Annotated in this window: 16 protein-coding genes; 1 reads left to right on the top strand and 15 read right to left on the bottom strand. The window is 39.1% G+C overall.

Annotated elements, in window-relative coordinates; all coding sequences use genetic code 11:
- Positions 1-11: 11 nt before the first annotated feature.
- The 7 genes from IL356_RS14250 to IL356_RS14220 all read right to left on the bottom strand — a co-directional run bounded on the left by IL356_RS14250 (position 12) and on the right by IL356_RS14220 (position 12,300).
- Complete coding sequence (locus tag IL356_RS14250; RefSeq protein WP_121848233.1) at positions 12-4,415, bottom strand: CusA/CzcA family heavy metal efflux RND transporter; 4,404 nt, start codon at positions 4,413-4,415, stop codon at positions 12-14.
- 117 nt (positions 4,416-4,532) lie between these two features.
- Positions 4,533-4,841 carry a DUF6660 family protein gene (locus tag IL356_RS14245; protein ID WP_121848232.1) on the bottom strand — a complete coding sequence of 103 codons (309 nt, stop codon included), beginning with the start codon at positions 4,839-4,841 and terminating at the stop codon, positions 4,533-4,535.
- Positions 4,842-4,959: 118 nt separating this feature from the next.
- Positions 4,960-6,636: a DUF6035 family protein gene (locus IL356_RS14240; protein ID WP_121848231.1), complete on the bottom strand. Its 1,677-nt coding sequence runs from the start codon at positions 6,634-6,636 to the stop codon at positions 4,960-4,962.
- 5 nt (positions 6,637-6,641) lie between these two features.
- The gene (locus tag IL356_RS14235; protein WP_121848230.1) at positions 6,642-7,520 is read right to left on the bottom strand and encodes a HEPN domain-containing protein; all 879 of its coding nucleotides are present in this window, start codon (positions 7,518-7,520) and stop codon (positions 6,642-6,644) included.
- Between the two features lie 627 nt (positions 7,521-8,147).
- Positions 8,148-11,126 carry a TrlF family AAA-like ATPase gene (locus IL356_RS14230; protein ID WP_121848229.1) on the bottom strand — a complete coding sequence of 993 codons (2,979 nt, stop codon included), beginning with the start codon at positions 11,124-11,126 and terminating at the stop codon, positions 8,148-8,150.
- Positions 11,127-11,248: 122 nt separating this feature from the next.
- Positions 11,249-11,494, bottom strand: a complete 246-nt coding sequence (locus tag IL356_RS14225) for a hypothetical protein (RefSeq protein ID WP_162987827.1) — start codon at positions 11,492-11,494, stop codon at positions 11,249-11,251.
- A gap of 77 nt (positions 11,495-11,571) precedes the next feature.
- Positions 11,572-12,300 (bottom strand): trypco2 family protein, encoded by a 729-nt coding sequence (locus tag IL356_RS14220; protein ID WP_121848227.1) that lies wholly within the window; start codon positions 12,298-12,300, stop codon positions 11,572-11,574.
- 502 nt (positions 12,301-12,802) lie between these two features.
- Here IL356_RS14220 and IL356_RS14215 point away from each other — a divergent pair.
- On the top strand, positions 12,803-13,783 hold the full coding sequence (locus IL356_RS14215; RefSeq protein WP_121848225.1) for a bile acid:sodium symporter family protein: 981 nt from the start codon (positions 12,803-12,805) through the stop codon (positions 13,781-13,783).
- 103 nt (positions 13,784-13,886) lie between these two features.
- On the opposite strand, the gene IL356_RS14210 is transcribed toward IL356_RS14215, so the two are convergent.
- The 8 genes from IL356_RS14210 to IL356_RS14175 all read right to left on the bottom strand — a co-directional run bounded on the left by IL356_RS14210 (position 13,887) and on the right by IL356_RS14175 (position 22,859).
- Positions 13,887-14,924, bottom strand: a complete 1,038-nt coding sequence (locus IL356_RS14210) for a hypothetical protein (RefSeq protein ID WP_121848224.1) — start codon at positions 14,922-14,924, stop codon at positions 13,887-13,889.
- Between the two features lie 287 nt (positions 14,925-15,211).
- Positions 15,212-17,230 (bottom strand): NHL repeat-containing protein, encoded by a 2,019-nt coding sequence (locus IL356_RS14205; protein WP_121850652.1) that lies wholly within the window; start codon positions 17,228-17,230, stop codon positions 15,212-15,214.
- Between the two features lie 195 nt (positions 17,231-17,425).
- A complete protein-coding gene (locus IL356_RS14200; protein ID WP_121848223.1) occupies positions 17,426-17,959 on the bottom strand; it encodes a 1-acyl-sn-glycerol-3-phosphate acyltransferase in 534 nt (177 codons plus the stop codon).
- 64 nt (positions 17,960-18,023) lie between these two features.
- Positions 18,024-19,151 carry an iron-containing alcohol dehydrogenase family protein gene (locus IL356_RS14195; protein WP_121848222.1) on the bottom strand — a complete coding sequence of 376 codons (1,128 nt, stop codon included), beginning with the start codon at positions 19,149-19,151 and terminating at the stop codon, positions 18,024-18,026.
- Between the two features lie 64 nt (positions 19,152-19,215).
- A complete protein-coding gene (locus IL356_RS14190) occupies positions 19,216-19,917 on the bottom strand; it encodes an HAD family hydrolase (RefSeq protein WP_121848221.1) in 702 nt (233 codons plus the stop codon).
- Positions 19,908-20,621: a 3-deoxy-manno-octulosonate cytidylyltransferase gene (kdsB, locus tag IL356_RS14185; protein ID WP_192466559.1), complete on the bottom strand. Its 714-nt coding sequence runs from the start codon at positions 20,619-20,621 to the stop codon at positions 19,908-19,910. The genes IL356_RS14190 and kdsB overlap by 10 nt, the downstream gene beginning before the upstream one ends.
- Before the next feature lie 91 nt (positions 20,622-20,712).
- A complete protein-coding gene (locus IL356_RS14180; RefSeq protein WP_121848220.1) occupies positions 20,713-21,285 on the bottom strand; it encodes a DUF4126 domain-containing protein in 573 nt (190 codons plus the stop codon).
- Positions 21,286-21,425: 140 nt separating this feature from the next.
- On the bottom strand, positions 21,426-22,859 hold the full coding sequence (locus IL356_RS14175; protein ID WP_121848219.1) for an ATP-dependent DNA helicase: 1,434 nt from the start codon (positions 22,857-22,859) through the stop codon (positions 21,426-21,428).
- Between the last annotated feature and the right edge of the window lie 76 nt (positions 22,860-22,935).

Here is a 22,935-nt window from a genome sequence, read left to right as displayed (position 1 = left end):
CTTTTTTAAGATTATAGATTGCCCAATTGATATTGCAGCTCAATGGCCTGCTGGTTATACTGATTTATAAATTGTAGATGGTTTTGTTTGATTCTTATGGCACTGTTCAGGATCGTGATATAGTTCACATAATCGATTTCCCCTTCCCTTGAGGCCAGTTCCGCCGTTGCTATCTGTTCTTCCGCCAAGAGCAAAGCCCCTTCTTGATAATAATCAAGCGTCTTTTGGGTCTTCTCCAAGGATTTTAAAAGTTGGGAAACCCTACTTTCGGTTATGGCCTTCTGTTCCAGATACTGATTTTCGGCTACCATTGCGTCTGCTTTGGCGGCTTTGACCCTGGATTTTTGAGGGAAGAACCAGAGCGGAATGCTGATACCCGCCTGATAGGTGTTGAACCCTGATACATCGTCTACGATCTGCCTTCCGTACGTGAGGTTGAACTGGGGCAGGAACTGTGATCTTTCCACGCCCACGTTTGCTTTGCTCACTTTGGCATTTTGCAGTGAATATTGCAATATTGGGTTGTCGGCCACTGATGTGGAATCCAAAACGGCCCGATAATTTAGCGGTGTATAGGATCGGCCCACCGTTTCGATGTCTTGGTTTATACCCAAATATTGCTTTAGCGCGCGCTTTGCAATCTCGATATCGTCATAGGCCTGTTGTCTGAGCACCTGTATCTGTTGATACTCCGAGGACGCCGCAATAAACTCCAGTTTTCCGGTTTCACCCGTATCGTAACGTAGTTCCGCGGCCGTCCTGAAATTGGCGTAAACACTGTCCAACTGTTCCGCGAAGCGCAATTGTGCCTTGTTATAATTGATACGGTCATAGGCCTGCATCACGTTACGGATCAACTGTTGCTCGTTGAGGGCATAGAACTTTTCGCCGAGCTGAACACGCTCTTTATAGAACTTGGATTTTGAAAACCCAGAGAGCAAATCAACATTTTGCTGCTGCACCCCGATCGTGGTCTGTACCCCGGGCAGGTCATTGCCATATTCTTCCTTGCCCGTAAAGATTTGGGTATTACCCAGATCGAAACTTGTTCCTTTCATCGCCTGCTCGCGCTCGATAAAAGCCTGGCTTTCCTTAAGCGATGGATAATTCTGTTTTGCTAGGGAAATAGCCTCCTCCAATGTTACGGTCTGGGCGATTCCACTTTCCTGTGCATTTACTGTATTGGAAGTGAAAAATCCTCCCAAGCACAATAGCACCACCAGAACTGTTGTGCTTTTGTTGATATAGCTTGGATCATCTCCTTTACCGTTACGCTCTTTGCGGGCTTCCAGCCAATAATATAATACCGGAAGGACAACAAGCGTTAAAAACGTTGCCGTAAGCAATCCGCCAATAACGACGGTTGCCAATGGTCGCTGCACTTCAGCACCTCCCGAGGTAGAAATCGCCATTGGTATAAAGCCCATAATAGCTGCCGTTGCCGTCAACAAAATTGGGCGCAAGCGCTCGTGAGTTGCCTCGTATATGCGTTTTTTTAAGTCTGTCATTCCACTTTCCTTTAATTCATTGAATTTGTTGATCAGTACCAATCCGTTCAATACCGCCACTCCAAAGAGCACGATAAAACCGACACCTGCAGAAATACTAAAAGGCATTCCCCTTATCCAAAGGGCAAATACACCACCAATAGCTGCCAGCGGTACTGCCATATAAATCATAAGTGATTGCGAGAACGAACTCAGCGCAAAGTAGAGCAATATGAATATTAGGAAGAGTGCAATGGGCACTACGATCATCAATCGGTCGGTCGCACGTTGCAGGTTTTCGAACGAACCGCCATAGGTCACAAAATAACCAGGTGGCAATTTTACTTGTGCTTCCAGTTTTTGCTGTATTTCCTCGACCATTGATTTTACATCGCGCCCACGAACATTTACCCCTACCGAAATACGACGCGAGGTATTGTCCCTTGAAATTTGCATCGGGCCAGGTTTGTAACTGATTTCCGCCACTTCTTTTAAGGGTACTTGGTTGCCGCTGGGCAGGTCTATATACAGATTTTTAAGGTTGTTGATATCCTGTCTAAATTCCTTTGCCAAACGAATGACCACATCGAACCGTTTTTCGCCTTCAAAGATTACACTTGCCTGCTCTCCAGCAAATGAAGCACTCACATAATCATTCAGCTTATTAACCGTTATACCGTATTGTGCCATTTTCGCGCGATTGTATTCCACTGTCATTTGTGGTAAACCGCTCGTGGCCTCCACATTGAGGTCCGCTGCGCCGGGAACGGTTCTGATGACGGCGGCGATTTCTTGCACCTTGTCAGCTAACACATCCAAATCTTCTCCGTACAATTTTATAGCCACGTCCTCCCGAACACCTGTAAGCAGTTCATTAAAACGAAGTTCAACAGGTTGCGTAAATACGAAATTTACACCGGGTACTACTGAAATTTTTTCCTGTATTTTTTCTATGAGTTCTTCCTTGCTATCTGCTGAAGTCCATTTACTTTTATCTTTTTCAAGAATGATGTAACTATCGGCTATGTCCATAGGCATTGGGTCCGTAGGGATTTCGGCCACGCCAATCCTTGAAACTACTGTTTTTACTTCTGGAAATTCATTGATTAAATTTTGAAGTTTTTTTGAAGCCTCAATGGATTCTGTAAGACTGCTCCCCGGTTTTATCAAGGCCTGAAACGCAATATCGCCCTCATCAAATTTTGGGATAAATTCGCCACCCATATTGCTGAAAATAAATCCTGCAATCAACAACAACCCGACCGCAACAATAACGACACCAGCCCTAAACCGAAGCGCGAAATTGAGAAACGGTACATACGCCTTGTTTAAACCGGACATTATTTTATCACTGAACCTATCAATCTTGTTTTCAAATTTGGCAAACCAACTGTTCTGATTTTTAGCAGGTTTAAGGAACATTGACGAAATCATTGGCACGTAAGTAAGACATAGGATAATCGCTCCTAAAACTGCAAATCCGAAAGTAAATGCCATTGGACGGAACATTTTTCCTTCCACACCGGTCAAAAAGAGAATCGGTGTAAATACAATAAGGATAATAAGCTGACCGAAAAATGCCGAATTCATCATCGTACTCGCCGATTCATAGGCGATTTCATCCATTTCAGATTGGCCAATGGCGGTTGTGGTTTTTTTCATCCGTTGATGAATGTGGAATACCATTCCTTCCACAATAATCACCGCACCATCCACAATGATCCCAAAATCGATTGCTCCCAAGGACATTAAATTTGCCCACACACCGAATTGTTTCATCAAAATAAAGGCAAAGAGTAATGATAGCGGAATTACCGACGCCGTAATCAAACCGCCACGGAAACTTCCCAAAAGCAGGACAAGCACAAAAATCACAATCAATGAACCTTCAATAAGGTTTTTTTCAACGGTGCTTGTGGTCCTTCCAATAAGTTCACTTCGGCTTAAAAATGGTTCAATGTAAACGCCTTCTGGAAGTGATTTTTGAATTTCATCGATACGCTTTTGTACATTATCTATAACAGTGCCAGGACTTTCGCCTTTCAGCATTAAAATTTGTCCGCCAACAGTTTCGTGTCCATCTTGGGTAAACGCACCATAGCGCACTTGATTCCCGTAGCCCACTTTTTCGGCTACATCCCTAACTAAAACAGGGCTACCGTTCTGTGAGGTAACAACCGTATTTTCTAAATCGGCTAGACTACGAGCCAAACCTTCGCCGCGGATAAAATTTGCTTGGTGGTTTTTCTCGATATAAGCACCGCCCGTGTTGGCATTGTTCACTTTCAGGGCTTCAAAAACCTGATTCATTGTAATGCCAAAACTTTTTAGTTTATCAGGATTTATGGCCACTTCGTACTGCTTAACATAGCCACCAAAAGCATTGACCTCGACAACTCCAGGCACTAATGCCATTTGGCGTTTAACAATCCAATCCTGAATGGTACGAAGCTCCATAGCATCGTAATTATCTTCGTAACCTTCTTTTACCTTTAGGGTGTATTGAAAGATTTCTCCCAAACCTGTAGTAATGGGGGCCATAAATGGCGTACCAAAACCTTCGGGAATTTCCCCGGCGACTTCGGTTAATTTCTCTTGTACCAATTGCCGAGGAAGATAGGTGCCTGCTTCGTCCTCAAAGACGATGGTAACCACGGACAGTCCAAAACGGGATACTGAACGCAGCTCGATAACGTCAGGAAGGTTGGCCATTGCCAACTCAACAGGGTACGTTACAAATTGTTCAATGTCTTCAGTTCCTAAATTTGGTGCAACTGTGATAACCTGTACTTGGTTATTAGTAATATCGGGTACGGAACCCAGATTTATAGTGGCCATAGACCAAATGCCCGTGCCCACAAGAGCCACTATAAAAAGCCCAATAATGAACTTGTTATTAATGGAATATGAAATGATTTTGTTAATCATAGAAAGAGATTTAATTCAGTTTAAACTTCGCAATACAAGAGATGCAATGCATTTATGATGCGATGCTTGCTTTGAAAAGCATCACGTTAGGACATAGCTATCCTTAAAAAAACTGAATTAAGCTCTAGGTGGTTGTAATACTGAAGATACTACTCCATCGGAAACGCTCTCGAAGTGCGAGAAGTTTTCCTGTGAAATAGGATTTGGTAAGGGTGTGAAAGCGATTATACCAAAATCAATCGTATGTACGTGACAGCAATGGCATTGGCAGAATGGGGAACACAGCTCACAATCTTGATCGTGGTCGCCATCATAGTCCATTACCGAAACGACCTGGGCATCGTCTTTAGCCGTTCCCGAATCGCCACAGGGCACTACATTGAGTGCCAAAAAGTAAAAGGACAATATGATTGTTAAAAATTTCACGGTACAAAAATATAAAAAAATTGATGCAACGGCTATGCAAAAACTTGAAAGACTGAAGAATTGGCAATTTATGATTACGCATCAAAACACAAGAAATAATCCTTTGGTGCTAATTCAACTACCATACAGATTCATCATGTTTCAATTCAGGATATAGGGTATTCAGTAAAGGTATACAATCAACTTTCTGCGTTGGATTCGTAGCACGGAAATTTGTCAACTTTTTTTGAAAGGTTTTCTTTTTGTCCAAAAGCATCAATTTTTCCCAAATACCATATTTCTTAAAGGCTTTTTCGATATAACTCCAATAGTTTGTATAACTATGTATAGCATTGTTCGCAAAAGCTACCCATTGATTCTTTTGATATCGGTATCCAATAATCTCATTTCTTTTTGCACTTTCAATTATACAGATAAGAGGTTTATGTTCGAAAAGTTCATCTATCACATAACAACCACTAAGCTCATTTGCCAAATGAAAAACTATTAATGTCGATTCGTATTCAATAGGGTCTGTTTCGATTTGGGCCAATATTGCTTCGTCCTCTTTCTTTAAGTTATATCCTTTTCGGATAAGTCTTCTTAAAAGCCACATCTTATGCTCAATAGCTATGTTTTCAAACATAGTTGCAAGAAGCGTTTTGTCGTCTTTGGATTTTTCGTTTAAGTCGATTTCCAAATATGAACTATCAATCATGTGTTCCAAGAAACCGATATGACCCTTTTTTGCTATTGAAAACCAATGGTGAATTCTTGGTTGACCATCTTTAGGTTTAAACGCATCGGATTTATTTAATATCGATAGTTCGAATTCATCTAAATTTTCCATTTGTTCTTCGATGGAAGAAAAATTATACCCTTTGTTTTTCCATAAGAATCGCAGGTCATCGATTATAGAGTTTGCTTTTTCTTCAGCCACTACCTTCTTTCGACGCTCTTGATTTTTGACTTCCTCTTCTCTTTCCTTTTGAAGACGTTTGGCATGTTCTTTCTCTCTAACCTTGAGCTTTTTCCCATAGTCAAAATAATAAATCTGATAGGATTCAACATTGAACTTGAGTTGTCCAAGACTGACGGATTTTTCTATCCATTTACTGAGCAATTTATTATCCTCCGTTAGAAATGGATATTTGTACGTACACAGCAATCTAAAAGGTTCTGAAGCTTCATCCAGTTTGAAAAAGTTTTGAAAATCCGTAAGATATTTGATATCGCGTTCCATTTGTCGCTGGCCATGAACGTCAAAATCATCCAATATCCAAATCAGAAAAACTCCTTTCCGTTTGTAAAAATCATGACGGTCATAAATGTAGCGCAAGGATAAATCGGATAGCTGTATTTCGAAAACGAGTTCTTTGTCCAAATATTTACAATACACGTCGGGCCTACGTTTTTCATTTCCAATAGAAATAAAGGTATTATCTACGCAGATGGAATCAACACCATCTAAATTGAAAAGTTTCTCGGCTATTTTGTTTTTAAGTGTTTTATGCCTTGCACTTTCTTTTCCACGATAAAGCTGTGCCAATTGTTCCGTTTCCTCTTGCGATAGGTTGGCCTCCTTTAAGTAACAGAACGCCGCATTTGGTTGATGCTTGAAATGTAATCTGTCATACTTACTACCGGAAACGTTCAATTTTTGGTCACACTCGCAACAGTAGAGTTCCACTTCATCCCTATGATACTGCCTGCGAAGCTCAAATGAATTTTTAGCGGTGTCAAAGACGTCATCGGCTTCCAGAATCTCCCCAGAAGTTTTGTCAAAAGCTACTTTTATACTTCTTTGAAACGACATCTCTATTATTGGGCAATTATAAGGTTCGAAAACAAGTTTTGTAACTCATGTTTATTCCCATTCATTTTCTCCAATCGAAGTATCGCCTCCTTTAAACATTCCATAAAATCCAATTGTTTCTGTACAATTGGTAGTTCTTTAGTATAGATATCCTCAGGATTGACTCCGTTTTTGGGATATCTTGTCCGCGAACTATGTTGAATGGTCAGTAAGGCGCAAAAGTAAAATGTATGGTCTATAAATATAGAATCAAATTGAATTGGTATCAGGTGATGCATTAAATTTTGAAAATACATTTGCGACTTTTTTTTATCCGCAAGCATATTCAAAATTTCCCTTTTTGTTTCCAAAGCTTCCTTCGTACCTAATTCCCCAAAGTATCTTGCCATGGCCTGCATTTGTGACCTAAGTATTGAATTGCTATTTTCCGGAAAGGCATATTCAATGGTTTCTAAGCCCGTTAGGATTTCTAAAACGCCATCCAGATCTTCCAATGTAAAATTAACCAAGTCGCAATTTTTCAATCTGTCTATACCACAAATGGCCTCGGAAATTGATTTATGGTGTTTGGCAAAGCTCTTATTGGAAAGCGGCTCCAGATCTTTCGGCATTGGATAGCGTTCAAGAAGCTCTATTGCGGCCTTCATTTTTTCTTCTTTTTGCACCATAATCTTTCTTGGAATTTTAAATTGATCGTGGGATGTCTCCTCGATTTCCTTTTCGGTAAAATCGCCAGAGAAAAGAGCCGCAGCTTTATTGGCTTTCTCGCTTGCCTGTTGGAACAGAAAATATGAATTTCTATACTTTCCGTTTCGGTGGAGCAAGATGGCAGATTCCAAATCATTAAGAGCGATATTTAGCCATGTATTGATTATTGTTTGCATAAGAGGTGTACGTGTAACCTGAATGATATCTATAAATATATTGATATTTCTTTCAGTTAATAATCTATAAGCCAATATGTCAATGTACTTTCTTGAATTTACTTCTCATAGATGAATTTGTTTAAGGAAGCTTACTATATTTATTCATGAAAAATCTAAATAAATCCTTTGAAACAAGACTTTTTTATAATACTTTTACCGTATATAAAACCGCATACAGCGTATGTATTTTATAAAAAAAAGCGATTATTAACTCGCTGTCAATTAAAGAGTTATGAAACCGCGGGATAGAGCAGTAGGTAGCTCGTCGGGCTCATAAACCGAAGGTCACTTCTATGAGTCTGTAAATGTCCGTTCTATCCATGGAGCAAATTTTGACTTGCCTTAAGGAACACAAGAAAGTTCCGAATTACGAAAAACTATTTGAAGTTGACAAAAAACTTCTAAAGCCAAAAAGAAAATTCTTTCCCATTTCTTTATGTAAGACCAGTTCTAAAAAGCTTAAGTAAATCTATTTTTTGAGCCATCATCGATGCTATTCATGTACGAATAAAGTGGATTAGGATTTAGTATTCTTTTTGCCAACTCATCAATACCATTCCGTTACTTAACATGAGAAATAAAAAATCAAATAGAAATTCTCAACCTTTTTGCCCGTTCTTCAAATGCACGTTTGCCCCCTTCTAGAATGTTGCAAACAGCATTTCGAATTTGGGGGTTTTCCAATCCTCCACTTTCATATGCAATGTCTGGAAGAGAACCCATTTTGTGCTCTCCTCTAGAGGCGACAATGACCTGATCTGCATCAGTATTGACAACAAGGTTAGCATTGTGAGTGACTATAATTATTTGCCTCCTGTTTTTGGCTTCTTTAAACCTATCGACCAATTCGTCAAAGATTGATTTAGGATCAAGATTTTCCTCTGGTTGATCAATAATCAATGGCCGTTCATCATCAATATCTATCGATAGATAGAGCAACAATAGAACAATCCCTCTCGTTCCCGGGGAGAGCTGTTGCACATCGACTCCTTCATATTGGAGACCATAGTTCACACTCACATGGCCAATACTATATAACCAGTTGGAAATCTGATCGTACCAATATTTTTTTGTTTCCCGATTTTTTCTAGCATCTTCGAATGCATGCTTCCAAAAATCTGGCCCATATTTTGATCGAAAATCCGCCATTGCTTGAGCAATTTCCTTGCAAGAACCTGTTTTCCATACTTCTTCGAGTTCTCTTTTGATAATTTCTGTAAGGGTGCCAACACCCTTAAAGGGACCTATTCTCGATCTATCGATCAATCTCTCACCGGATTCAGCCCATTGTTCAATATTTACAATGCGCCTTACTGAAAAAGTCAATTTGGACAGGGTGCCATCCTGAGAACTAAGCCTCTCCTGCAAAGGGCTGTATAATTTGGATAATAGCTTTTCTTCCTTTTCAATTTGTCCGATCAATAGCTCATAAGTGCTCTTTCGTTTAAGGAAAAGCTCTTCAATTTTTTTTGGAGCGGCTTCCGCTTTTTCTATTTCCTTGTCTCTTTGTTTGAGTGCCGACTCTAAAACGGCTATTTTATTGGAGAGGTCCGTATACTTTTTTCGTTTCTCATTATCTACTCCAATCACTGCTTCCAAACGCCGTTGTTCTTTAATAAGCAATGAATAAGTATTCGAGGATAAATTATCGTAAGAACTCAAATAGGCCTCTGTTTTTTCATTAACTTTTTCCACCTCATTTTCAGTTTGGCCTTTGTGCTTCTTTATCTCCTTTCCTACTTCAATCAACTTTTCATTCAATAGAGATTTGACATCTCCCTTATAGGTTAAAGTGAATTTTTCCCATTGTTCGTCGGTCAGATCGGCTTCTGCATATTCTTCTTTAAGAGCATTAAGTTGAACTAGCGAACTATCATTTTGAAATTGTTCAGCCTCCTCCCTTAAACCTTGGAGTTTTAATTCTTTTTTTTCAAATCCTGCGATCAATTGAGACTTTGTCTCTGCGGCTTCACGAACCTTGTCAAGTTTTTCAAGAACCTCTTTATTGTCAGATGGAGTGAGTTTTTTCCGGTCCTCCTTCATCCTAGTTATAGCATCATTTTCTATAGTCCTTTTCTTTTTCAACTCTTCGATATTGCGTGCCAAATCATCTTGAACAGATATTTCATCACCAATTTCTTGAAGCAGTTCCTGATATTTGTCAATACCGCGTCTAATGGACTCTGTTTTAATTTCTCTTAATTCCTTAAAAGACCTTGTTCCTAGGCGTTCATCCACACCATGGGCATCAAAAATAACCTGTTCAATCGCATTAACAAGTTCATCGGCCAGCCCATCCGAAGAGCAGAGATATTCAACAAACTGTTGAGATAAATAGCGAACTCTGGGCTCTTCACTCTCGACTGGTAATTTTTGAACATCCACGGGAAATTCCTGGTGTTCTCCATTACCCCAGTTAATCGTGCTTGTTGTTTCTGTTAGAAGTTTTTGGGCCCGTTCAAGGAATGATCTCTTTGTATGGCTTTGGTCGACACTTCCCGCCCCAGCGGCTATCATTTCCACCAATGCGGTTTTACCTGATCCTCTAGCCCCAATGATTGCAACCAATCCCGAGTTTATACCTATCTCCTGTGTTTTTAACCAATCTGCATTTTTAACACTTACTTTTTCAATTGTATGGGAAGGATAGCCATCACTTGGTATTTCCTTCCCAATATAAACCCTTCTTTCAGGTTCAAAACAAATCTGTCGTAAGGTCTCAAATTTTAAATCACCTCTAATCCAACAATAGCGGTCTAAATCAGGGTTTCCTACGTGCTCCAAATCATGGGCATCGCTCCCATGTAAACATGGTTTAAGGCCGTTGTACTTCTCAATGATTGCTTCTTTGGAATCTGTCCCTTTTCCACACCAATATTCCCTATCACCTGGTCTACCAGAAAACACAATATGTGCCATGCGTTGAAGTTCTTCCCTTAACGCTTTTAGTCCATCCTCCTGAAGTTGAGCAGTACCATCCCCTTTACTTGCGGGAATTGCGACTAAAATGTTCTCACGCGCCCATTTATGATTACTGAAAGCCTCTTGAAGATTGTCAGATGAAACCTTGAATTGTTCTATGCCTGTTTTTAACAAATGCTGGTTATCAGTAGTTTTCTTTAAATAGGCAGCGCCCAATTTGATTAGTTCGTCATTCGTGCAACCATAGATTTCACTATCATACTTAAATTTTAAATCCCTAAGAAATCTCTTTGTTTTGTCAATGTGTTCAGGATCTTCTGGACTTACCAATAAATGCAAATTTATCGGAGACCCTTTTCCTGCATTAACGGCAAATCGAAGTTCTATGTTAGGAAAAAGTAGTTTTACATTAGGTAATTTTCCGGCATTGAAAATTGGCAAGATTTTCTCATAACCGTCAAGAACGTAGTATTCGGTAATACCTAAAGCTTTAATCGGAGGGGAAGAAATGTTTATTCTTTGGACAAATTCATCCAATGCATTTTCACCTTTGTAATTATCGTTCTTTAGTGTCCCCGGAATATGGATATGAGGATCCCACCTATGCCAAATTGACCCAATTGGGTTAAATATTTCGTTCATATATATTCTTTCAAAATATGATTGGGCCTCATCACAAAATACCAAGTATCCAATTAACAAACAAATAGACAAGAACTTCTACCGAATATAAATTTAATTGAAGTATAATCAAATTATTCGCTTCAAAGTGTTTTAATGCTTTCAGCAACTGTTCTTAATCTTTTTCTCCAATCTTCAATTTTATCTGGACAATACTGATACAACCCAAGTTCACTATAAGCCGATGCTATTTTAATTTGCCCTTCAATTTCTTTTTTGACTTTATCAGCGGAATCTAGCCTTAATGGTGGAGCATTCTTAAATAATCTTTCATAAGCCTCAACAGTACTTTCAAAAATTTCGCAAGCTTCCTTTGATTGCGTATCCATTGTCATTGTAATTTTTATTTTTATCCCTTGAGTCGTAAATTGGATGCTTTTTGTGAAAATATGGCATAATGCATATTTTAACTAGGGTCTTTGCCAAAAGTCACTTTTACAGTTTGAACATTTTTTCGTTTCAGGTTTCCGCTTAAAGAGCCCGTTATTGGAGTAATTTTGAACTCTCCACTTATGCTAGACTCCTTTTCGACAACAAAACTGACTTCTACTTCCAACTTTTGTGTTTTAAAAGCTTCAGTTATAATTTCCTCAGCGTCTTCATCAGATATATTCTCTAAATTTTCATATTCTAAAATATTAAATAGGACAGTTTTATCTTTCAAATCAGATGTTAACTCCTTTATTGCTGTTGAGGAAACACAGTTTGAATATGCTTGGGAGACAATAAGATTTCTAATAATATTAAAATTCTCAGTGCTTTCATCTCTCACTTTATCCATCAATGGACTAAAAATCGTGTCCCTAACAAAAGTTATTACAGATTTGTTTATTTTCCCTTTTTTCTTTTTTGATGTTATTTTAAACAGAACTAGGTTTAATTCAATTCCCGCCTCTCCTTCCGATGTCCCTTCAAGGGTTATTGTTGCACTTGTAAAAGGAGGTAGACAGTCGTCCAAGTCCTTTTCGCTTGCGTAAACCGCCCTACGGATATCCTCTACAAGCAAACGTATTGGTTCACTATTTTTCCTGAGTTCGCGAAGTCTTTCTTCTTCTGTAAACCGGCCATATTGAGCTGAAATTGGTACTGAAAAAAAGCAAAAAATGAGAAATAAGAGTAGAACAGTAGCTTTCATATTCGATAATTTTTAAATATTCAAAAAATTAGGAAAGCCGATTTTAGGGTAAGAAATACACACACCTCATTTCGAGTGGCTTTCAAAATGGGGGAGTTCTCCAATTTAGAAAATTTATTTGAAACCCCATTACAGGAAATCCTTATAAAAACTGTGGTTCTCCCCTATGTATATCTGCAAATGAATGCCCCGCATTACTTCAATCTTTTTGAAATTTTGATTATCATTGGGGAGAATAAAGTAATCACTCATTAGAATTATTTCTCAAAACCGAACTAATACCGAACTAATGAAATTAAAATTACATATAATTAATTCAATATCAATTATTTAAATTAAAATAGGCGATACACAGAACGTGTATCATACCATGAAAGAGTAAATTTGGTTCCTAGATAAAGAAATTAAAAAAGGTCGCATAAATGCGACCTTTTTTGATGGTCATTCTTTATTCAGGTATATTAAAATAATAATACAACTCCGCTCAAAGGAGCTAGCATAGATGAAGATTAGAATAGATTATTTCGTTGTCGGTATTTTTATCGTCATTCTTTTGGCCTATCTGTTTCCAACATTGGTTTCCGAAGAAAATGTTTTTCTGCTAAATAAAATAAGTGCCATTGGCATTTCTCTTATCTTCTTCTTTTATGGACTAAAACTGAGCCCGGCAAAATTAAAATCGGGTTTAGGTAATTTTAAGTTGCACCTACTTATTCAAGGAGCTACCTTTTTACTATTCCCCCTACTCATATTACCGTTTAAGCTACTTATAACCACTGAAGAACAAGAAACGTTTTGGCTGGCTTTCTTTTTTCTGGCCGCCTTACCTTCAACAGTAAGCTCTAGTGTAGTGATGGTATCTTTAGCCAAAGGGAACATTCCAGCAGCTATTTTCAACGCCAGTATTTCAGGGATCATTGGTATTTTGGTAACCCCTCTATGGATGGGATTATTTATAGATAATTCAGAACTCAATTTTGACTTGACCGATATCTATACCAACTTAATAGTTCAAGTTTTGCTTCCCGTCTTTTTGGGCATGGCCTTGCAGCGATTTTTGGGTGCTATAGTGCAAAAGAACTCCAACAGGCTTGCGACTTTTGATAAGGCCGTTATTCTATTGATTATCTATAAGAGTTACGTTAAATCTTTCAACGATGGCCTATTCAATGGTGTTTCACTTTTTGACCTGTTGCTCTTGCTAGTTGGTGTATCGGTACTTTTCACAATTATTTATTTGCTGATTCGCCAGATATCGAAGATTCTCCGATTTTCAATGGAAGATAGAATTACCGCTCAATTCTGCGGAACAAAAAAGTCATTGGTACACGGAACCGTTTTTTCAAAAATTTTATTCGGGAATATGGCCATTCAAGGTGTTATTCTTCTTCCTTTAATGGTTTTTCACATTCTACAGATGATTATCATCAGTGCCATTGCATCTAGATATAAAGATAGACCTGTAGAGGCCAACCGAGGGTAAATTTTCGTTAAGTCATTCCTCTATAATTTATCATAAAAAAAGCGCCCCTTAAAGGGCGCTTTTTACTACTACTAACTAAAAACCTAAACAACCAATTATTTTATTACTGCATATTCGAATAAAAGTACAATGATGAAGCCTTTGACAAATTATTATTGACCGAAGGAGCAATATTTCCACCGGCATCGGCATCGGTAAAAGCCATCACCCTACCGCCTCCATTAGCAGCCTCGGCAATAAATACCGTGTTGGACGCCGCATCGTATTCAGCAGCTACAGGATTACCAAGATAAGTGCTAGAACCGGCGATTCTTGTTTGATTATTGGCAACCGCCATCGTACCACCGTTGGCCACAGCATCAAACTTTGAGGTAAAATCAGTTACGATATGAAAACCTCCATCACTATCAGAGGCGGCATCACCAACATCTGTCAAGATCATGGTACCATTATCATAAGCAATACCGTGTGTTCTTACAATACCCTCAATGGCAATTCGCTTAGAGGCAGTTATAGCCTCGTCGGAAGTATTCATAGCAGTGAATTCGGTAAATACTGCCAACTCACTCGTTTTATCGACAACCGCATATAAATCATCACCAACCATTTCTATACCCCATAGCGCAAAATCAGTCGTTACAACATTTCTTAAGGTCAACTCGCCATTCGATCGGGTATAAATGAAGATTCTTCCGTCAGGTGTTGCCTCATTTCCATCAACATCGGCGTTATCAGAAACAATTACAAAATCATCATTTACCGCAATATCTCTAGGACTTTGTAAATCGGCAGAACTAGAAATTGAAGCCGTAATCGTCCCACTTAGCCCCAGAACCGAAATGTCGGAGAATACATCAAGCTGGTTTGATGAACGTGAGGCCTGAATTATCTGGTCGGTATCATCATCATAGTAAATACCTTCAGCAGCCATATCACCGGTAACCAAAGTACTTACTTCGCCGTTAGACATATTGTAAATTGTTACATTACCGTCAGTGTTATTTGAGGCGAACAATTGAGCGGAAGTCATATCGCCTGGTTCTTCCATCATATTGTCACCATCGTCATTATTGTCGCAAGCTGTTAGAAGTAAAGATCCAACAGCAGCAAAATATCCAAATTTTAAAAATTTCTTTTTCATAGCAATCTATTTTATTTGCCATACCTACGTAATGATGTTCGAAGGGTTTTAAAGAAAATGTTAAAATCAACTTTGTAAGAACGATGGTAGTTATTTATAAATCAGAGTAAGCTACTCTAAAAAAATTCCTATTACGTCATCTTCAAATATTGGTAAGTTTATTCCTCTAATTCTGAAATTAAACAAGCTACTCATTAAATGATTTTATTTTTCTTAGGCCTAAAAATCATTAAGAAAAAAATCCGGCTTCTTTTGAAAGCCGGACTAAAACTAATTTATTCGTTTTCTTAATTGTTATAAAGATAAATCGAGGATGCTGACATTAAATTATTGTCAACTGTGGGGGCCACATCACCGCTAATATTTAACGCGTCTGAAAAACCTAGTATTTTTCCGTTACCAACCTCTGCAACAAATACTGTTTGTGTTTTGTGGTCATACGCAATATCGATAGGGTTACCCATCATGGTAGACGCTCCTGCCACTCTACTTTGACTGGACATTGGAATTGAAGCCCCATTATCTACATCGCTGATTACCCATGTAAAATCTTCGATTACATGAAACCCGCCGTCAGAAGTTACATCAGCCGCATCACCTATATCGGTCATTACCAGAACATCTGATGATTCGCTGTAATCAATACCATGTGTTCTAACTATGCCCTCAACGGTTACTTGCTTATCTGGGGTAACTGCGCCGTCAGATGTATTCATACTAATGAAGTCGTTAAAAACGGCCAAATCACTCGTATTATCTACTACTGCCAACAAATCATCTCCCATAAAGGTAATACCCCATAAGTTAAAGTTTACCTGAAAAGTGTTTTGTAATGTGAACGATGAGCCATTAAACGTGTATACAAAAAGTTTATTCTCACCATTATCGGCAACCACCACGTTGTATCCGGAAACGGCAATTTCCCGTGGACTTGATAAGTCTGCACTGCTCATAAATGCGACCTCTAGCGAAGCTCCGTCTGTCAAGTCAGAAAAACCACTATAATTTTCTAGCATAAGGTTAGAACGTGATGCTTGAAGAATTTCATCATAAATTGGAGAATAGTAAATACCTTCAGTTGCCATGGAGGCTGTTGTAACAGTCTTAATTAACATTCCCATACCGTCGTAAACAGAGATATCACCATTTGCCGTGCTCGTTGCATAAAGAGTCGTCTGTTGACCCATACTCTCTGACCCTAAATCATTATCTGTCTCATCACTTGAAAAGTAAATAGAAGAAGCTGACTCTAAATCTTTGTTAAAGGTCGGCGTTAAATCGCCTCCATCTCCAATGGAGGTGTAACCTAGTACCTTTCCATTACCAATTTCAGATACATACACCGCATCAGTTTCTGAATCATAAGCCACATCGATAGGATTGCCCATCAACGTAGATGGCCCCGCAACCCTAATCTGCATACCAACAGGTAAGACATCTCCGTCAGATAGCGCATCGAATTTGGAGGAAAACTCCTTTATGACGTGAAATCCTCCATCGTCAGTCGTATTAGCGGCATCACCAATATCTGTCATTATCATGGTATCATCTGAAGCACTGTATGTTATACCGTGAGTTCTCACAATACCTTCTACTTTAATTCTTTTGGAAGGCCTTAATACACCGTCTTGAGCATTGGACTCAAAATCATAGAATACCGCCAAATCACTAGTGGTATCGACCACGGCATATAAATCTTTACCTTTGAAGGTTATTCCCCATACCGGAAAAGTAATATCTAATGTCGCAGTTAAAGAAAAACTATCGCCGTCTTTATTGTAGACGAAAAATTTATGTGAATCGTTATCGGCAACTACATACGTAGAGCCATTTACGGCCAATTCCCTAGGGCTTGCCAAATCCATTGCTCCGCTGAATGCGGGTGTAACATCTGAATCTTCCATTAGCATTGAAATTTCTTTAAATGCCTCTAACTGTAAACTAGATCGTGATGCCTGTACTAATAAGTCTGCTTCTTTGTCATAATATATACCTTCAGCAGCGTCAGAGGCCGTTCTGTAGGTTATGGCCGAATCTCCGGTAATACTGTACTTTGTGATATCTCCGTTAACATTATTGGTCACGAAGAGTTCTGTTCTCCTTCCCAGTTCCATTCCATCTTCGCAGGGTGTACATGAACCCCCACAATCGATTCCCGTTTCATCACCGTTCATAATACCATCGGTACACGTAGGCATTTCTTCACCCATCATACCACCATTATCATCGTCATCACACGAGACCGCCAAAAATAGTCCGAAGGAGACTACGAAGCCCACCATCGGTTTTACAAAATTCTTTTTCATAATCATTTAAGTTTTTAGTGTTCAATTAATTAACCACCATAGCTAATCAACTATACTTACGTAACTTTTCGAAAAAGGTTTGATTTTAAAAAGAATATTTAATAATTGGAAGCAAAAATTTTATTTGGAAAAAAGAATTTTTGATATGTGACAGTAATTAATTTTCTGTCAGAACAAAAATTATAGATATATCATTCAGTGATGATACCCCTCTACCCCTTCAAAAAACTGGTGATATTCGGCAAGATCAGCTTCTTTGTGATTGGTAGGAATTAAGGGAGAAGAAAATTTCACTTGCTTTTTACCGAAATCGAAAGCTACCAGCACAATGGGTACTTCGGCCGCCTTTGCTATAAAGTAAAACCCGGTTTTCCAACGATCCACTTTTTTTCGGGTTCCTTCGGGAGATAAGGCCAATCTGAATATCGACCTACTTTTGAAAATCTTGACCGTGGCCGCTACCGTGTCACTTTTCTTGCTTCTATCTATCGGCGCCCCTCCCATCCATCTAAAAAACCATCCAATCGGCGAATCAAATAAACTCTTTTTACCAATCCAATTAATCGGTTCGTTCAAGACCGCCCTTACCAATACCCCAAGAAAAAAATCAAAATAGCTAGTATGCGGAGCAACGGCAATGACCATTTTATTGATATGCCCTGGAAAAGCACCGACCATTTTCCACCCTAAAACTTTATAAAAAATAAACTTGACCAGCTTCTGTGACATGAATAACTAGATTGATATGACTAAGAACGACCCTTTGCAAAAAGGTACCATTTCAAGGCAACTTCTAAATCTTACGATAAATAGACTCTAATTTGGCAGGTGTGATTATTTCTTGCCATTTTGGGCCTAGAGCATTTTCCCACAGAGGTTTCATTGATAGAGATACCCTAATCATGGTTTGAAAATCACTATCTGAAAGCTGGGAACAGACGCCTTCAGGCATTCCAATATCATGCTTATGCTGCATAATTTTAAAAAGGCGAACGCCTTCGGGATAAAATTCTTCAAGATGCTGAAAAACGAGGCAATTGCCAAGACCGTGTCTGACACCAAGTAAAAAACCCAAACCATAGCTCATCGCATGGGCCACACCAACCTGGGAATAAGCTATGCTCATGCCCCCGTGCCATGAAGCCATCATTAATTTATCGCGTGATTCTTGAGCCGACAAATCGCCTAAATAAACCTCTTTACATAGTTCAAGGGCCTTTTCACCATAGCTTTGGCTAAAAGCGTTCAAATAGGTACCATCCAACGATTCTATACAATGAATAAAACAATCCATACCGGTGTAAAACCATTGCTCTTTTGGTACGCCCTGCGTTAAATCAGGGTCAAGAACCACTTGATCAAAAGTGGTAAAATCAGAATTAATGCCCAGTTTTTTCTGGGGGCCTAGAAGAACGGCTGTACGAGAAACTTCTGCACCTGTACCACTAATAGTAGGTATACCCACATGGTAGATGGATGGTTTATGAACGAGGTCCCAGCCTTGGTACAATGAAGAACTTCCCTTATTGGTCAAAAGTATGGAAACGGCTTTTGCCAAATCCATGATGGTGCCACCACCGATACCTACAATTCCTGAAGGTAGCTCACCATAATCGTTCTGTATTTTGCCAACCAGCATATCGACCTGTTGGGTCTTGGGCTCTTCATCCGCCGAAATAAAAATAATTTGATCGTTGAACAACAAAGGTATTCGGGAAACCAGTGCCTTGCCCTCGAAAACATCATCGACCAAAAAAATAAAAGGAGCATCGGAATGCCTTCTTTTGGGAAGTAGAATATCGGCCAGCTGATCAAAACTGCCCTTGCCAAAAATAACCCGTGGAACCATTGGGAAATTCTTATACATTGTCTTTTTGGCAACTGCTATTTCAGGCACTCCCAAATGCTTATTGTACTCCATATAAATTATTTAAGCTAAATCAATCCTCCACAAAAAAAGCGCAGGAAAAACTGAAAGATAGCAACTATTTCAAATATTGAAGAATATCGGTCAGCTTACTAATTTTCAAATAATCGTATTTATCATCTTCTACTTTGACCTCTTCGTGTTGCCAAGTTGTATGAAAAGGAACGTGAACGGCATTGGCGCCTATATTCAATAAAGGAAGCACATCTGATTTTAAGGAATTTCCTATCATCAAAAATTCTTTGACATCAATCTGAAGATGCTCTAAAAGGTGTTTGTAATTTTCTTCTTTCTTATCGCTCAAAACCTCTACGTGATGAAAATATTCAGATAAACCGGACTTTTCGAGTTTTCGTTCTTGATCCAATAAATCTCCTTTGGTCAGAACAATCAAACGGTATTTATTCTTTAAGGCATCTAAAACCTCGGTAACACCATCCAATAATTCTACAGGGTGCCCCAACATTTTTTTTCCCAAATCAAGAATCTTCGAGATGGTCTCTTGAGACACTTGATTGTTTGAAAGGTCAAGGGCAGACTCTATCATGGAGAGCATAAAGCCCTTAATACCATACCCGTATAGGTCAAGATTTTTGATTTCCATCTTGAACAGTTCTTGATCTATCTTATTCTTGGTCTCGTACCCCTCTAGCAAATCGGCAAAAGCTTCTTCGGTATCACGAAAATAGGTTTCGTTTACCCACAGGGTATCATCGGCATCAAAACCGATTACATTCACCTTGCTGTAGTCTATTTCCATGCTTTTTGGGCTTTTTCCAGGTCGTCAGGGGTATCGATTTCAATACCGGTTACCGAAGTCTCGACCATTTTAATTTTCTTACCGTATTCTAAATATCGAATGGCCTCTATTTTTTCTGTAGCTTCCAACTCGAGCATTGGAAGTCTATAAAAGTCCATCAAAGCACTTTTTCTAAAGGCATAAATACCTTTATGTTTAAAGTATGCCGCTTTTAAATCTGTATTTCTAGGATAGGGAATAGGCGAACGAGAAAAGTAAAGGGCAAAATTTCTATGGTCTACGATTACCTTTACCGTATTCGGATTCTTAATTTCCTCTTCATCATCTATTCGAACCATTAATGAGGCCAGATCAATTTCTTTCTCGCTATCGGTTTCAAAAACTTGTAGTACCCCCTTTAAACTCTCTCGGTCGGTAAATGGCTCATCTCCTTGAACATTAACAATAATATCGACCTTCATATCTTCGACTGCCTCGGCTATGCGATCGCTACCGCAATCATGCTCTTTCTTACTCATAAGAGCCTTACCCCCTGCTTGGGTGATCGTATCGTAGATGACGGGACTATCGGTAACTACATAAACCTCATCAAAAAGTTCTGTTCTAACTGCGGCTTCATAGGTTCTAAGAATCACGGGTTTTCCGGAAAGATCCTGCATCAGTTTGGCAGGAAACCGTGAGGCCGCATATCGGGCCGGAATCATTGCAATTATTTTCAAAATCGCTCTCTTTCTTTTAATGAATGTTTCAAACGGAAATATGAAAAACTTCAATCTCCATATACTTCTGACACAACTACTTTAAATTAGTCTTTGGTCGCAATCTTCGGTAGATCCTAAAAATGATGACCAAAATAAAAATCACCAAAATGGCGGCCAATATCGGCATAAATATCGATGCCGTGGTGACAACCATCGCAGCACCAGTTTCAACAGTGGACACTACTGGGTTACCCAACCCGCCTGTCGTTGCACTGGAGGCCAAACGACCTGTCGCTCCCGCTCCCTTAATTGCCGTAGCTGTGCCTCCGCCCGCTATAATCGCCAAACACCAAGTAACCAATGGGTCTAAATTGGCAACTGTAGAAACCATTACCGCGGTGCCGGCTATAGCCGCCAACGGAACGGCAAAACTATCTAAAAGATTATCAACCCAAGGGATAAAATATGCAAAGATTTCAACAACGGTGGCAACGCCCAATGTAAGTACAGCGGCCAAACTACCGATCCAATGCCAGTTGTCATTTAATTGCCACATATCGAAATAAGCCGCAAGACTGAGCGCAAAAAGTGGTAAAAACACCCTAAATCCGACCGATGCGGCCAGCCCTATGCCCAAAAAGATACTGATGATGGTTTCTGAAGTCATTTGTGTGAAGTGACAATAAATATTAGAACACCCGACCGAAATTCCAAAGAAGCACGGAAAGCTTTGTCAAATTAAATCATACAATAGCGAACTTTTATTCAACTACCTCATTACTTTAATATTACTAAGTTAACTTTTTCTTAATCAAGAAAAAAATCACTTTTAAACCCGATAAGGTATAACTGCTTTTTTGCACGGGTTACGGCCGTATACAACCATCTTAAGTACTCTTTATCTACACCATTCGACATATAAGGTTGTTCTACGAATACCGTATTCCATTGCCCACCTTGCGATTTATGACAGGTGATGGCATATGAAAACTTCACTTGTAGTGCATTGAAGTATTTATTGTTTTTTACGCCCATAAACTTTCTGTATTTAGAGGTTTCATGAGCATAGTCTTTCATCACCTCTTGATAAAGCCTATTACCATCATCATAAGATAGCGATGGGGTAACCGATTTGACCGTGTCGAGTAGTAATACGGTCTCAAAGGGCCGTTGATTGGGGTAGTCGACCATTTTAACCTTGACTTCTGCAAACCGAAAGCCGTAAAGTGATTTAAAGGCAAAAATTTCCAGAACCTCTATAATATCACCATTGGCTATAAAACCAGCCTCTGTATTGGGCTTTAACCAAAAATAATTGTTTTTGACAACCATCATATAATCGCCCACAGCTAATTCATTTTCCAGAAAAAGAATTCTACTTCTGATATTTTCATTGTAAAGATTAGCCCTTTTATTCGACCGGACGATAAAAGCAGTTTCTTCTTTTCCGTTCTCAGAATACGAACTATCGATAGCTTCTTGTATTTCATGACCATCGATCAATCGTACGATATCCCTAAACCCAGATACATTAAATTGAAATCCGTCATAAAAACTTGAATGTAATTGTTCGCGCAGAAGGGTTGCATTGGCCAGAATACCAGAGTCACCGGCCTGCCTTACCACTTCATCCATTTCCAAATCGATTACCTCTTTATTGTAGTTAAGGGCCAATCTATCGGAATCCAATGCAGGGCTCAAGTCCAAATGAACCGGGGGCAATTGCGCAGTATCACCTATCAAAATCAATTTGCAGTTATGCCCCGAATAAACGTACATTAACAAATCATCTAATAAGGCACCATTTTCAAACAGCTTTGAATCGACCGGTGCGTCGGGAATCATTGAGGCTTCGTCTACTATAAAAATTGTATTTCTGTGCTTGTTAGGCGCCATAACAAACTGCACCCCACCGGCACCTTGTTTTTTAGGGAAATAAATCTTTCTATGTATCGTAAAGGCTTGGGTATTCGAATAATTTGCCATTACCTTCGCGGCCCTACCTGTCGGCGCCATTAATACAGCCTTCTGTTTAGTATTCCACAGACTATTGACAAGTGTACCGATCAGAGTGGTCTTACCGGTACCTGCAAAACCCTTGAGCATGAAAACCGTATCACTATTTTTTGAGAGTACGTAGGCCGCCAGTTTTTGAAGGGCGGCAGACTGTTTTATCGTAGGTTCGTGAGGAAATTTTTCAACTAATATTTTATAAAAAGAAGCGTCTGTAAGGCTTGCCATAGGGGCCAAAGATAAACATGATTTTTAGGGTAAATACTTTTGCGATTGAAAAAAAATTGTAGATTTGTCCTAACCA

It is taken from the genome of Euzebyella marina (genome assembly GCF_014855515.1).
Classification (GTDB): domain Bacteria; phylum Bacteroidota; class Bacteroidia; order Flavobacteriales; family Flavobacteriaceae; genus Euzebyella; species Euzebyella marina.
Note: the sequence above shows the minus strand (reverse complement) of the source record. Positions and strands in the feature narration are given on the sequence as shown.

Excerpts from the sequence above, each read along its gene's own strand:
- IL356_RS14250 (WP_121848233.1), bottom strand. The coding sequence starts at position 4,415 with ATGATTAACAAAATCATTTCATATTCCATTAATAACAAGTTCATTATT.
- IL356_RS14240 (WP_121848231.1), bottom strand. The coding sequence starts at position 6,636 with ATGTCGTTTCAAAGAAGTATAAAAGTAGCTTTTGACAAAACTTCTGGG.
- IL356_RS14235 (WP_121848230.1), bottom strand. The coding sequence starts at position 7,520 with ATGCAAACAATAATCAATACATGGCTAAATATCGCTCTTAATGATTTG.
- IL356_RS14230 (WP_121848229.1), bottom strand. The coding sequence starts at position 11,126 with ATGAACGAAATATTTAACCCAATTGGGTCAATTTGGCATAGGTGGGAT.
- IL356_RS14225 (WP_162987827.1), bottom strand. The coding sequence starts at position 11,494 with ATGGATACGCAATCAAAGGAAGCTTGCGAAATTTTTGAAAGTACTGTT.
- IL356_RS14220 (WP_121848227.1), bottom strand. The coding sequence starts at position 12,300 with ATGAAAGCTACTGTTCTACTCTTATTTCTCATTTTTTGCTTTTTTTCA.
- IL356_RS14215 (WP_121848225.1), top strand. The coding sequence starts at position 12,803 with ATGAAGATTAGAATAGATTATTTCGTTGTCGGTATTTTTATCGTCATT.
- IL356_RS14210 (WP_121848224.1), bottom strand. The coding sequence starts at position 14,924 with ATGAAAAAGAAATTTTTAAAATTTGGATATTTTGCTGCTGTTGGATCT.
- IL356_RS14205 (WP_121850652.1), bottom strand. The coding sequence starts at position 17,230 with ATGAAAAAGAATTTTGTAAAACCGATGGTGGGCTTCGTAGTCTCCTTC.
- IL356_RS14200 (WP_121848223.1), bottom strand. The coding sequence starts at position 17,959 with ATGTCACAGAAGCTGGTCAAGTTTATTTTTTATAAAGTTTTAGGGTGG.
- IL356_RS14195 (WP_121848222.1), bottom strand. The coding sequence starts at position 19,151 with ATGGAGTACAATAAGCATTTGGGAGTGCCTGAAATAGCAGTTGCCAAA.
- IL356_RS14190 (WP_121848221.1), bottom strand. The coding sequence starts at position 19,917 with ATGGAAATAGACTACAGCAAGGTGAATGTAATCGGTTTTGATGCCGAT.
- kdsB (WP_192466559.1), bottom strand. The coding sequence starts at position 20,621 with ATGATTCCGGCCCGATATGCGGCCTCACGGTTTCCTGCCAAACTGATG.
- IL356_RS14180 (WP_121848220.1), bottom strand. The coding sequence starts at position 21,285 with ATGACTTCAGAAACCATCATCAGTATCTTTTTGGGCATAGGGCTGGCC.
- IL356_RS14175 (WP_121848219.1), bottom strand. The coding sequence starts at position 22,859 with ATGGCAAGCCTTACAGACGCTTCTTTTTATAAAATATTAGTTGAAAAA.